The sequence below is a fragment of the Kitasatospora sp. NPDC032121 genome (assembly GCF_055580145.1).
This window is the reverse complement of sequence record NZ_JBVILX010000033.1, coordinates 30,079-41,366: the sequence shown is the minus strand read 5'-3', so window position 1 is coordinate 41,366 and position 11,288 is coordinate 30,079. Positions and strand designations below refer to the sequence as shown.

Annotated in this window: 11 protein-coding genes and 2 pseudogenes; 8 read left to right on the top strand and 5 right to left on the bottom strand. The window is 70.6% G+C overall.

What is annotated here, in order from left to right; genetic code table 11:
* Positions 1 to 88 precede the first annotated feature (88 nt).
* Positions 89 to 238, top strand: a pseudogene (locus ACZ5OX_RS38320) (ATP-binding protein); the annotation flags it as partial.
* A 146-nt stretch (positions 239 to 384) separates the two neighbouring features.
* On the opposite strand, the gene ACZ5OX_RS38315 reads toward ACZ5OX_RS38320, so the two are convergent.
* The gene (locus tag ACZ5OX_RS38315; RefSeq protein ID WP_465636714.1) at positions 385 to 1,023 is read right to left on the bottom strand and encodes a hypothetical protein; all 639 of its coding nucleotides are present in this window, start codon (positions 1,021 to 1,023) and stop codon (positions 385 to 387) included.
* Positions 1,024 to 1,150: 127 nt separating this feature from the next.
* On the opposite strand from ACZ5OX_RS38315, the gene ACZ5OX_RS38310 reads away from it, so the two are divergent.
* Positions 1,151 to 1,471 (top strand): hypothetical protein, encoded by a 321-nt coding sequence (locus tag ACZ5OX_RS38310; RefSeq protein WP_465636713.1) that lies wholly within the window; start codon positions 1,151 to 1,153, stop codon positions 1,469 to 1,471.
* Between the two features lie 125 nt (positions 1,472 to 1,596).
* Here ACZ5OX_RS38310 and ACZ5OX_RS38305 read toward each other — a convergent pair whose 3' ends face one another.
* Positions 1,597 to 1,734 carry a hypothetical protein gene (locus tag ACZ5OX_RS38305; RefSeq protein ID WP_465636711.1) on the bottom strand — a complete coding sequence of 46 codons (138 nt, stop codon included), beginning with the start codon at positions 1,732 to 1,734 and terminating at the stop codon, positions 1,597 to 1,599.
* Between the two features lie 29 nt (positions 1,735 to 1,763).
* Between ACZ5OX_RS38305 and ACZ5OX_RS38300 the strand changes: the two genes are divergently transcribed.
* Positions 1,764 to 2,201, top strand: coding sequence for a hypothetical protein (locus ACZ5OX_RS38300; RefSeq protein ID WP_465636710.1), 438 nt, complete (start codon positions 1,764 to 1,766; stop codon positions 2,199 to 2,201).
* Between the two features lie 401 nt (positions 2,202 to 2,602).
* On the opposite strand, the gene ACZ5OX_RS38295 is transcribed toward ACZ5OX_RS38300, so the two are convergent.
* Entirely contained in the window at positions 2,603 to 3,064 is a 462-nt protein-coding gene (locus tag ACZ5OX_RS38295) for a hypothetical protein (protein ID WP_465636708.1), read from the bottom strand.
* Between the two features lie 365 nt (positions 3,065 to 3,429).
* On the opposite strand from ACZ5OX_RS38295, the gene ACZ5OX_RS38290 reads away from it, so the two are divergent.
* The 3 genes from ACZ5OX_RS38290 to ACZ5OX_RS38280 all read left to right on the top strand — a co-directional run bounded on the left by ACZ5OX_RS38290 (position 3,430) and on the right by ACZ5OX_RS38280 (position 8,677).
* Entirely contained in the window at positions 3,430 to 4,803 is a 1,374-nt protein-coding gene (locus tag ACZ5OX_RS38290) for a tetratricopeptide repeat protein (protein ID WP_465636706.1), read from the top strand.
* Positions 4,804 to 5,787: 984 nt separating this feature from the next.
* Entirely contained in the window at positions 5,788 to 6,147 is a 360-nt protein-coding gene (locus tag ACZ5OX_RS38285) for a hypothetical protein (protein WP_465636705.1), read from the top strand.
* Between the two features lie 1,111 nt (positions 6,148 to 7,258).
* Entirely contained in the window at positions 7,259 to 8,677 is a 1,419-nt protein-coding gene (locus tag ACZ5OX_RS38280) for a helix-turn-helix domain-containing protein (protein ID WP_465636703.1), read from the top strand.
* 117 nt (positions 8,678 to 8,794) lie between these two features.
* Here ACZ5OX_RS38280 and ACZ5OX_RS38275 read toward each other — a convergent pair whose 3' ends face one another.
* Positions 8,795 to 9,595 carry an MBL fold metallo-hydrolase gene (locus tag ACZ5OX_RS38275; RefSeq protein WP_465636701.1) on the bottom strand — a complete coding sequence of 267 codons (801 nt, stop codon included), beginning with the start codon at positions 9,593 to 9,595 and terminating at the stop codon, positions 8,795 to 8,797.
* Positions 9,596 to 9,673: 78 nt separating this feature from the next.
* Positions 9,674 to 10,027, bottom strand: a complete 354-nt coding sequence (locus ACZ5OX_RS38270; RefSeq protein ID WP_465636699.1) for a hypothetical protein — start codon at positions 10,025 to 10,027, stop codon at positions 9,674 to 9,676.
* A gap of 92 nt (positions 10,028 to 10,119) precedes the next feature.
* On the opposite strand from ACZ5OX_RS38270, the pseudogene ACZ5OX_RS38265 reads away from it, so the two are divergent.
* Positions 10,120 to 10,302, top strand: a pseudogene (locus ACZ5OX_RS38265) (IS982 family transposase); the annotation flags it as partial.
* Positions 10,303 to 10,619: 317 nt separating this feature from the next.
* Positions 10,620 to 11,231 (top strand): hypothetical protein, encoded by a 612-nt coding sequence (locus tag ACZ5OX_RS38260; RefSeq protein WP_465636697.1) that lies wholly within the window; start codon positions 10,620 to 10,622, stop codon positions 11,229 to 11,231.
* Positions 11,232 to 11,288 lie beyond the last annotated feature (57 nt).

Sequence of the window (11,288 nt, the reverse complement as noted above, 5' to 3'; positions counted from 1 at the left end):
GGGGCCACCGCGAGAACCAACGAGGACCGCAGGAACAGGAAACGGCCTGGTGGCAGCGGCAACTCGTGTGAGGGAACAAGTGCCAGCCCCAGATGGATTCGACGAGATCATGCCCAAGACCCTGGCCACCGCCACGGTCGACCGGCTCATGCACCACGCCCACATCGTCGTCACCCAGGGTGACAGCTACCGGCTCACCCAGGCCACCACCGGCAAGGGAGTGAAGCCCTTCAGCTGATCAGCACCTCATCAGGCGGGGAGATTATCTGGCCGCCACCGGGGCGGTCCTGAAGACCGCAGGTGGGGCGAATCTCTGGCCGCCAGCGGGGCGAGCTCAATGGCCGTTGACAGTCGCGCACCCGCGGCTGCGCGGGGAACGACCGCTCAGGTACCGGAGGCTGCGGTGCACTGCGCGCCCCGGGGGGATGCTCTCGCCGTCACAAGTCGAGCGTGATTGACCTCGCCACCGCGGCCCACACCTGCGCCGAGTGTCAGCGCGTGCGCGACCACACCGCCGAGGCCCGAGCCGAGCGCTACGACCCCGACTATGACACCGCCTTCCAGGTACGCGCTGGGCCGTGACCGCCACCGCCGCGACGTCGCCGTGCGCCCGCGCGAGGCCGCCCTCCAGGCCGCCAGACCATGGACGCCGCCCACCGCCGCCTCGCGGGCACCGCAGCCCAGCCCCTCTACACCGCCCTGGAACGCGCCGGCCTCCACCAGCTGAGCGACGACGACCACCAGAGCGTCCGTGACCTCACCCAACAGCTCGACCCCGCCACGCTGCGCCAGGTCATGAGCTGGCTGGAGCGCACCCGTACCGCAGCCGCCGTGCTGCGGCGCCCGGACAGGCATCATCCCGGCCAGCCGGCGCATCAGCTCGGTGACGAGGAGCGGGCGCCGTGCGCGCTGATGTTCGGCCCCGGCCGCTGCTGGGACACCGAGCCGCGCTGGCGCTGGGCCGAGATCCGCCTCGGTGGCCGGTGGCGGTCCGGCCGGATCGAGGCCTGGCGTCTGCACCATGGCTCCCCTGCCTGGGTCGCCCTGGTGCGCGGGAGCCCGGCTTTGACGACTGGGGCTGGTACCTCCACCACCCCGACACCATCCGCCAGGCCCCGCAGCCCGCCGGCCCCGCCGGCCCGGCGAGCTGGTGACCGGCACCGACAGCGGGGCCGCGGCCGCCGACCTCGCCGACGCCCTGGAGGACTTCGCAGACCAGGCCGTCGCCCCCGGTGCCGTCGCCGGGGATGACGTCTGGGTGACCATCGGCACGCCGTACGGAATCGAACAGCGCACCGTCCGACTCCCGGTCGGCGTTGCCGACTGGATCACCGAACTCCTCCGTGACGAGACCGGGATGCTGGAGGCCGGCTCTGGTGCCGCCGGCCGCGCCCGGGACGATGGCCAGAATGCCGGGTCGGATTGTCTGGTGGTGATCCCGGCATCTTCCGGTTTCGCCCGCGTGGTGTGAGCGGTCGTCGTTTCGTCGAGGATCTCGTGTCCGGGAGGCGTACATGGCGGGTCAGTCCTGGCAAGGATGCGCCGACCACCCGGTGTTCCGGGTGGTCGGCGCGGGTCGTCCGGGTGGTTGGCGGGTCAGCCGAAGGCGACGACCGCCGAGTAGTAGGTGTGGGCGATCACGTGGCACGCCTGGCGCTCGGCGGCGGTGTGATTGCGCGGCCAGGCCGGTTGCTCGCAGGTGTCGTTCAGGTCCTGGAGGAAGATGTTGTCCACTGAGGGGTATCGGGCCGCTGCGGTTCGGGATGAGCCCGCTGCAGGTGGCCGCCGCGCTGGGCGGCGAGGAGCCCGTCGAACGCGAGGGCCATCACCCATGCCTGCCGGGAGGGGGCCGCGACCCCGAGAAGTGGGAGCTGGACGACGAGCACTACGACCATGCCGGCGTGAGCGCGCACTACTGGGAGGGCCCGGGGGGCCCCGAGCTGGGCGCGGTGAGCGTCCACGGCCGCACCGGCCCGCAGGTCCTCCTCGACGGCGTCGAGCTGGTCGGCCGCCGGCCCTCCGTTGTCGAGGCGGAGCTCTTCCGGTACGCCGAGGACCATCTGCTGGACCTCTGCTACACCCCGTACGGGAACGTGGGCTCGGCCGAGCTCAACGTGTGGGTGCGGGCCGAGCGGGCCGGGGACAGCACGATCACCGGGGCCCTGTTCTGCATCGAGCAGTGGGAGTACAGCGACAACTGACGCCGAGCTCTTGGAGGCAGCCGCCGATCGGGCGGCGACCCGACGAGGCGGTGTAGCGGCGACCGGTCCCGGTGTCTCCCGCAGTTGCTGAGCCCGACTCGGGCGCCGGGCCAGGCCGTGTTCCGAGTGCTGACCGGAGACCGCGCCACCACCCCGACCCCTACCTCGAACTGCTGCGCCTGGGCGCGGAGCACGAGGGCATCGAGGCCGATCGCCTGGAGGTCACGCTCGTCGTGCCCGGTGCCCTGGTCACCGGCACCGTGATCTCGCCCGCGACCTGGCAGAAGCTCTTCTGGAGGCCGCGCGGGGCGGCCCGGCTGGATGATGAGTCTCGCCGAAGTTTGACCGGTGAGGGCGTGTCTCATCGAGGTTTGACCGCCGGGTTCAGGTCTGAGGCCACGTCAGGCGCCGTCGGCGCCGACGGCGCTGACCCAGACCGGGAACGGGATCGGCTCAGGTGGACCGTACGGCTCCTCCGTGTCGGTGATGGCGATCACGCCCGGGTTGTCGTCGGCCAGGAAGGGGACGATGACCAGACCGGGGTCCGTGGTGGCCGCGTACGCGCCGCCGAAGGGGAGGTCGTCCGGGGCCACCGTCCCGGTCGAGCAGCGGAGTTGGCCGGCCACCTCGTCGTGCCAGACGTAGAAGGTCGCTGGGCCGGAGTAGCCGGTGGCGCGGATCCGGGCCCGGAGGGTGGCCGCCGTCCGTTCGAAGGCGGCGGCCACCGCGGCGACGGAGAGGGATTGACGGTCCTCCACCTCGGCGTTCAGGTGCCAGGTGTTGGTCTCCCACTCCGCCGGACGGTCGGCGGGCTCGAGGGCCAGGGGTTCGTCGGCCAGTTCGGCGATCCAGGTCAGCAGCACCGGCGAAGTCTTGCACGGAACTGCTGACCTGGCCGGAGGCCAATCGGCAGCAGGGGATGCCTGACGAACTTCGGTTGGGCCCGTCCGTCCGGCAAGCGGTCAAACTTCGTTGAGACTCGTCAAACTTCGATGAGACGGGTCATTGGCTGACCTGTGACAGCGGAGCTGGACCGATTGCCACCGAAGTTGGACCGAACGCAGTTCGTGACAGCGAACTTGGATCGCCCCGGGCCAGAGCAGCGCGCCTGGGTTGCACCCCCATCGCCGGAAGCTGGACAGCGCGCCGGTGGCTGACCAGTCTCAACGGAGTTTGATCGTCGGCGGGTGCGGAGTCTTGTCGGGGGCGGGGTCTAGGGTGCAAGGCCGTGGACGCTGCTGATCTCGAACGTCGGGCCCGGACCTCGTCGGGCTACATTCCTTCCTCGCTGGTTGTCCGGCTGCTCGAACTCGGCCATGAGCGGGAGGTCGAGGTGCAGGCCGGGCGTGGGGAGTGGTTCTGCGCGCTGGCGTGGGCGCGGCTGCTGGGCGAGCGGCAGCAGTACGAGCAGGCGTTGGAGGTCCTCGCTCCGTACGTGGCGACGGGCTGGTGGCCGGCGGCCCGGGCCCGAGCCGAGCTGCTGGAGGGCTGGGGGCGTGGCGAGGAGGCGATCGCGTCGTCCCGCCCGTATGCGCAGGCCGGGGACCGCTTGGTCCTGGAGTTCTTCGCGCGTCTGCTGGCCCGCCACGGCCGGGCCGAGGAGGCGTTCGCGCTGCTTCGGCCCGGGACCGAGGACTGGTTCCTCGCTGCGGCCCTGGTGGACGTCGCCAAGACGGCGGGCCTGGACGAGGAGGCCGCGGCGCTGCTGGAAGCCCGGATCGCGGCGGCGGTCCCGGCCTGCGACGACCCCGACTGCGACAGGCTTCGTCTGGAGCCGTTCAACGCCGTCAACCTGCTCGCCGCGATCCGTGAGCGCCAGGGCCGCACCGAGGAGGCGATCGCCCTGCTGCGCACCTCCGGGGCCTGCTCGGTCAACGGCCGCGATCCGCTGGCCGACCTGTTGGCCCGGCACGGCCGGATTGGGGAGCTGCGCGCCTACGCGGCCGGTAGGCAGCACGGGTTCGCCGCCGAGCGCCTAGCCGAGGAGCTGGAGGAGTGCGGCGACGTGGACGGCGCGGCCGCCGTCTACCGGAACCCGGACAACCCGCCGCACTGGAGCCAGAACCACGCGGTGGCGCTGGCGCAGTTGTTGGCCCGGCACGGCCGCGGCCACGAGGCGCTCGAGGAACTGCAGGCCTTCACGGAGGGTCCCGGCAACGGGGAGGACTGGATTGTCGGCGCGCTCTGCGACCTGTATGCCGAGTACGGTCGGGCCGAGGACGGCCTGGCGTACCTCGATGCCATGCGGGAACGCCACGGAGGGCAAGAGAGCTGGGAGTTTTTCGGGCCGCGGCTCGCGCTCATGGCCGCCTGCGACCGGATCGACGAGGCGATCGATCTGGCCCGGGCCCATCCCGAGGGCGTCGCCCCCTACGCGGTCCGCTCCGTTTCCGACCTGCTCGCCGCAGCTGGCCGTACTGAAGAGGCGCTCGCCGCGCTCGAACGAGACTCCGCCCACAACACCTCGTCCCGGGCCAAAATCCTCATCGAGCTTGGCCGCGTCGGGGAAGCCGTGGCCGCCTTCCAGCAGCGGTCGTTGCCCGATCCGGTATTTGATCCCTGGATAGCCACCGCCGCCTACTCCACCGAACCACCGTTCTGACGCCCAGCCACCGGCTCGGGCCGTTGGGTGCCTGCTGCGGTCAAGAGCAGGAGGACGGTTTCGGGAGTCCGACAGGCGACCGCGTCGGCCTCCTGACCAGCAGTGATCCAACTTCGCTGTCACGAACTGCGTTCGGTCCAACTTCCCTGGCCTGCCGTCCACCTTCGCTGTCACACGACAACCCCCGCCTGTTCGGCCGTCACTGCAACGCGCGGTGCGACACGACTGCAACGCGCCGGGCCACCCGGCCACCGCGTTGCAGTCCTGACCTGCGAAAACCCCCGTTGAGCGGACCCGTGGCCAGCACGTGTTGCACTCCCCGCGCGCGTTGCACCCTGCTTGACCTCCACTGGGGGAGTTTCGCCACCGCCCCTGACCTGCGATGGGGAGTTTCGCCCCGGGGCGGCTGGTGAGTTTGCCCGCTCGGCCCGGTGAGTTTCGCCCCGGGGCCGGTGAGTTTCGGGTGTCGTCGCACACACCCCGGTCAGGCGCCGGTGGTCGACGCGTCCGGTCTCCACCTGTACCCGGGCGTCGGCGCCGTCCTCGGCCAGGCTGTCCGTCCGGACACCGCTGCGATCGGCGGGCCGCTGCTGCTCCCGGCGATGACCGGTGCGTCCTACCAGAGGCGCGGTCACCCCCGCACGATGTTCACGGGAACGGACGTCGCCGGCGGGTGCGGCGCGGCATAGTGCGGGGGTGACCGCGCCCGTCTGGACCTGCCCGCACGCCGACGTCGCCATGCCCGGCTGATCGCCGCTCTGACCACCACGGTCGGGGCCTGCGCCACGGCGGCGCAGGCGCTGTACCAGCCGGTCGCGGATGCCCCGCCCGGGCAGGAAGCGGTGGTGGTGGATCCCCTGCCGGTCGTCTACCTCAGCCACACGGCCGCCCCGTTGCTGGAGGTGGCCCGGGCCGAGGACGAGGCCCGGTGGCCGGCCGCGGTCGCTCGGGAGCGGGAGCAACCGGCGCACGAGCGCCGCCAGGGTGGCGCTGGCGCGGGCGCAGGAGATCGTGGAGGAGCCCGGAGCGTCCTGGCCCGTGCCGCTGCCGACCGCGGAACAGAGCGCGGTCATCGACCTGGCGGGCGCCGGTGACGAGGTCGCCGAGCTGTGGCGCGGCGATCCGGCGAAGGCTGTCGCCCTGGTACGTGAGCTGGTGGCGTGCGGGGAGTTCACGGCAGCCGAGGTCCTGGACGCGGCGGTCGACGCGGCGATCGGTGCCGGGCTGCTGGCGCTGAACGACGCGGGCACGGCGTCCGACCCGAGCATGATGGCCGAGCAGTGCCTGGAAGCCGTCCCGTACTGGGTGCTCGCGGTGGCCCTGGCGTCCGCCGACCTTGACTGACCGGCCGGCCGGGGCAACGGAAAGGGGCGGTTCGGCGCGGTAGAGGAGCTCATCCCCGATCTTGGGAGGTGCCTCCTCGACGGCGCGCGCGGCCGCCCGGGCACGGCGAAGGATCTCCTGGTGCTCTTGAGGGAGGGTCCGGGGCAGGAAGTACTGTCCCCGGTATCGGCGTGCGATCTCCCACAGGCCCGGCTCGTAGCGCTTCGGGACGGTCCGGAACGGCAGGTCCGGCACATGCCGTTCCCAGCGGGGCAGTTCGCCGGACGGTGCCGGCAGATCGGGGGTGCTCTCCAGCACGAGCCGGTGCTTCCACCAGACGTGCCGGGGGTTGACCAGCGGCATGTCCCAGAGGGTCAGTGAATCCTGGACCGGGGCCTCTTGATCGGAAGCGTCTGCCGTACGGCGGGGGGTCCTCTCCCGAGGTCGGCGGTCTGCCGGGGCGTGGCCCAGCACTGGCCACGTTGTGACACCGGGTGGAACACCTCGGCGAAGCACCTGGTCGATCTCGGTGGCGATGGCGGTGGGGCCGGAAGGATCTCCCACGGCGCTGCCCCACGGCGTCTGGACATCCCACTGGCGCCACGGGTACTCGCCGCCGGCGGCAACCCCATATGCCAGAGGTCCGCCGTCGCTGGGCATCACCCAGAACCGGTCACCCGCGATGCGTTCCTCCTCCCAGCCGGCCGCCTGGTCGCTGAGGAGGACCTCGGTGCGGGTCGGGAGCTGCGAACCGATCTGCCACCCGAGGGCGCGCAGCCTGGAGACGACGATCGACATGCGCTCGCGCAGATCGGCGTTGAATTGTCGGCCCTTGCGCATCGAGGGGTAGCGCGGCTTCCAGGGTTCGGCCTTCGCCTTGAGGAGGTGCTGCCGCCAGGCCGGCATCGCCTGGTACCGGCGGCGGACGAGCCGCCGAGCCGCGTCGGTCAGCCGCATGTCGATGGACGACTCCTCGCCGTGCCGCCGACTCAGGACCATCCCGGTCACCATCGACCTCGGGACGGTGGGAGCGGATTGCTTCGGCGTGCGCAGGGGGAAGGGCTTGCCAACCGGCCGCAGGAACTGTCATATTCATAGTCCATTTTGGAATATACGCTGCTGGGGGCCTTGAATGGCGCACTACCCGAACCCGTTCGCGGCGATCCGCGCGTCCTGGCTCCTCGGCCGGGCCCGCCTGCGCAGCGAGAACCTGTCCCAGAGCGCGCTGGCCGAGGACGTGGGACTGGGACAGGCGGCGCTGAGCAAGTACGAGAACGGCAGCAGAGAGCCGTCGTTCGCCGACCTGCAGCGCATCATCGCGCGCACCGACCACCGCCTGGTCGTGCGGCTGCGCCCCGAACCCCGCGTCGGCAACCGGCTCCTGGAGAGCATGAGCGTCCCGGACGTGGCGCCCTACCGGGTCTCGGACACCCATCTCCACCGGCGGCTGCCCGCGCAACTCGCCCCGGCCGACGGTCGGCTGGAGCGCTCGGAGCAGGACGGCCCGCGCCTGGAAGCGGCCCTGCTCCACCTCTACGAGATCCAGGACTTCCTGCACGACGCCCTGAAGCCCGAGGCCCGGCTTCAGGAGACCTACGAGCGCTGGCACGTCGAGCGCGACCGCGACCTGATCCACCTGGTCCTGCCGGTCGGCGCCGGAGCTGCCCAGGCCGCCGGCATCCTCGCCCGGGCCATCGACAACCGCACCGCCCGCCCCACCGGCCGCCGCGCCGTGAAGAGCAAGCAGACCGAGCAGGCCGAGCCGCGGGCGAGCCGGCTGACCTGGGCCCACATCGTATGCAGCCTGCGCGCCGAGGAGGCGATCTGCCGAGAGCGCGCCGCACGGCTGCACCGCGCACTGGACGCGGCCAGAGCCCGCAGCCGGGCCCGGAACCTGGTCGACGACGCCGAGCTGCTCGCCCGCACCGGCCACGGCCGCCCCAGCACACTCGCCGATCTCGACCAGGCCAAGGCCACGCTGGAGCAGGCGGGCCGCCATGCCGCCGGCCACAGCGGCAACGGCGGAGCCCAGGACGTCGGCCTCTCCGGGGAGCGCTACCTCGCCGTCGAACTGACCCAGCTCGCCGACCGGGCCCACGCCCTCTACGAAGAGCTCGCCCAGGAACCGGCGTTCGCCGCCTGGCGCGAGGCCCACGCCGCCACGGACCCGCTCTACGACGCCTGGCTGGACGGAGAGCTGCGCGCCGCCCTGGCCCCGCCGCTCCTCTTCCCGGACACCAAGGCACTGCACCGTCTCCACCACCGGCTCCCCGAGCCCGCAGCGGGACCCGCCCCGTACGGCCCTACCCGGCGCACCGCCTACGACCACCTCGGCCGCCCCTGGCAAATCGTCATCACGGCCGAGGACGACGCCGCGAGCCGCGCCCTCGTCCTGGCCGTGCAGGACCGGGGCCCGTCGGAGCCCGGACAGAGCGGCCCCGTCTACGTGCTGGCTGAGGAGGCCGACGCCGACAGGGCCCGGGCGGTGGTCGACGCCGCGCCACGCGCCACCTCACTGCTGGGCATCACGGCCGCGCTGCGCAACGCATAGCGCGAGCGGGCGGCGGGCGGACCGCCGCCCGCCGTCAGCGGATCCGAACGGGCGCGGGGGAGTCGAATCCGGCCACCAGGGCACGCACCAGGCTATCGGTGCACGCTTCGAACGAGGTCAGCTCGTCGAACGTTCGGGGGAGCTGGCCGCCTGAGCAACCTCGAAGGTGGATCCGGGAGTGGCGTATTCGATGGGGCCGTCGAAGCGGGCCGAGGCTCGCGCCACTGCCTGCTGCGGCGTGAGGAACCGGCCGACATGGGTGACGATCAACCGGCCGGCCCCGGCCGCGCTCGCGGTCGCCCCGGCTTCCTCGGGAGTGTGATGAACCCGGTCGCCCTCAGTGGGGACTTGCGCACTCTCGGCCTCACACAGCAGCGCGTCGCATCCGTCGGCCAGCTGGGTCAGGCTGGCGCAAGGCGCGGTGTCCCCCGAGTAGACCAGCGACCGACCCGAAGTCTCGACACGTAGTGCGAAGGCCGGAATGCCGTGCGCCACCGAACGGCTGGTCAGCCGGAGCGGGCCGATGTCCGTCTGGTGGCCGTCATACAACTCGGTGACCGTGAAGGCGGATTCGATCGGGCTGCGGGTCGACGTGTTGGTGAGGAAGCCCGCCAGTCGGTCGGCGATGCCGGGCGGACCATACAAAGGGATCGGTGTCGTGAGTCGGACGTCTGAATACAAGGCGCCGTAGTACGCGGTGAGCAGATCCGCGCTGTGATCGGCGTGCAGATGCGAGATCCAGATCGCGCTGAGCTCGTCCAAACGGACATGACGCTGAAGTGGCCCCAGCGTCCCACTGCCTGCGTCCACCCACACATGCGTGTCTCCGCTGGAGACCAGGTAGCCGGAACACGGGTTGTCCACGCTCGGGTACGGAGTCGCGCAACCTAGGACCGTGAGGTGAAGATCATTGGCCATCCCGAGAGCCTAGATGACTGATGCCAAGGGCTATTGGTGGATGCGGTCAACGATCGTGGCCGCTCGTCGGTTCGATGCTTAACCAGGGTGGATCGGGCGTTCGGCCAGGAGTTCGCCGCTGTCCGGGTCGTAGAGCTCGATGGTGCAATGGTGGCCGATCCGGCCGAAGGTCTCGATCAACTCGGTGATCCCAGCGATCGCGATCTCGCCCGTGAAGATCACCGGGTCCAGCGGCAGCACAGACAACCGGGCGTAGGTGTGTTCGGCTTCGAACTCGGTCCACGACTGCTTGCGCACTCGCCAGCCCCGCCCGAAGAGGATCTCGACCACCTGCTGGGCGCCTGCCGCCGTCGGTACGGAGCCAGCGATCTCGACAGTGAGGGTTCGGTTGTCGAACGCCGGGCCAGTGCTCCAGCCGGACGAAAATTCCACGGCCGCAGCGTACAGACGACGCGCCGGGCATACACCCGGATTATCCCCGCCACCCGTGCATGACATGAGACGAGGGAGTCCAAAGATCGGTTGTGACGCCAGACCTGGACTCCCTCGCCACCGCACTCTACGTGAAGACCGACGACCTGCTGAAGGAATCGCCGCACCTGGCCCCGTGGCGGCCCGTGATCGGCATCGCGCCCAAGCTCAGCGACGCCGCGCTGGTCACCCTCGCGGTGATGCAAGCCCTGCTCGGCCGTGTCTCCGAACGACGCTTGGCTTTATACGTGTGTCGTGAGAGCACCTGTCGCTGAGCGGTGAGAGCACCCTGTGCCACGGGAGAGTGATGTCGCCGGGTTTCGAGAACACCTGAGTGCTTGCTTCGGGACCATGGTTGTGCTCTGCACGACGAGGGAGCCGGGATGTTGCCGAAGTCCAAGGTCGATCTGTATGCGGCGATCCGCCGTGACTCGCGTACCGGGCTGTCGAACCGTGCTCTCATACGGAAGTACGGCGTCGGCCACCTCGGTCGGCGACTGTTACGTCGGCGGTGGCGACGCCTGTCACTCGATAGACTAGGAGAGTTCAGCACATGCGGCGATCGAGTTGGCTCGCGGGCACGATACTTCTCCTCACGGCCGGCCTCACGACCGCATGTACCGGCGGCGACACCCCGCCTCAAGGCGGTGACGGGCCCTGGGCCCTGGACGGGCTCGCCGCCACATCCGTGGACGGGCCGATCCAGCGCAGCATCGACGCCCCACCATCCAAGGGCGTCGCGAAGATCCTGGGGGTCGCCGAAATCTCGGGCGCCAACGTGATCCTCTCGGTGAGGGACGGAGCCTGCCATGTTGCGCTCCTGCCCGACATGCTGACCGAGCCGACCACCACGGCGCCTACCTCACTCGGGTCACCCCGGCCAGCCGGCCGCACCGGATCCTCGGACAGCCGTCAGGAATTCCCTGGAACAATTCTTGAAGGGAAATACACTCTGGCGTCCGCCCGGCTGGACCCCTTTAAATTCGCGACCGTCGGATGCTCTGAGAAGGCAATGACAGTCAGAATAGAAGGGGTCGGGGAGGCTTCGATGCAGAAGAAGTCAGGTGACTCGCTGCAATTCTGGAAGGAATCCCAGGACGCGGTACTCGTCGTTGGCTTCCCCGAGGCCATCCACGGGCCGGTTCCGGAACACAGCACATCCTGAACGAACGTGAGGGTGCCCTGCCGGCAGGGCACCCTCACGCATTCCGGGAACCACCGG

Bases quoted from the DNA above. Each gene is read 5' to 3' on its own strand.
- ACZ5OX_RS38315 (WP_465636714.1), bottom strand. From the start codon at position 1,023: ATGGTGCAGACGCCAGGCCTCGATCCGGCCGGACCGCCACCGGCCACC.
- ACZ5OX_RS38300 (WP_465636710.1), top strand. From the start codon at position 1,764: ATGAGCCCGCTGCAGGTGGCCGCCGCGCTGGGCGGCGAGGAGCCCGTC.
- ACZ5OX_RS38280 (WP_465636703.1), top strand. From the start codon at position 7,259: ATGGCGCACTACCCGAACCCGTTCGCGGCGATCCGCGCGTCCTGGCTC.
- ACZ5OX_RS38275 (WP_465636701.1), bottom strand. From the start codon at position 9,595: ATGGCCAATGATCTTCACCTCACGGTCCTAGGTTGCGCGACTCCGTAC.
- ACZ5OX_RS38260 (WP_465636697.1), top strand. From the start codon at position 10,620: ATGCGGCGATCGAGTTGGCTCGCGGGCACGATACTTCTCCTCACGGCC.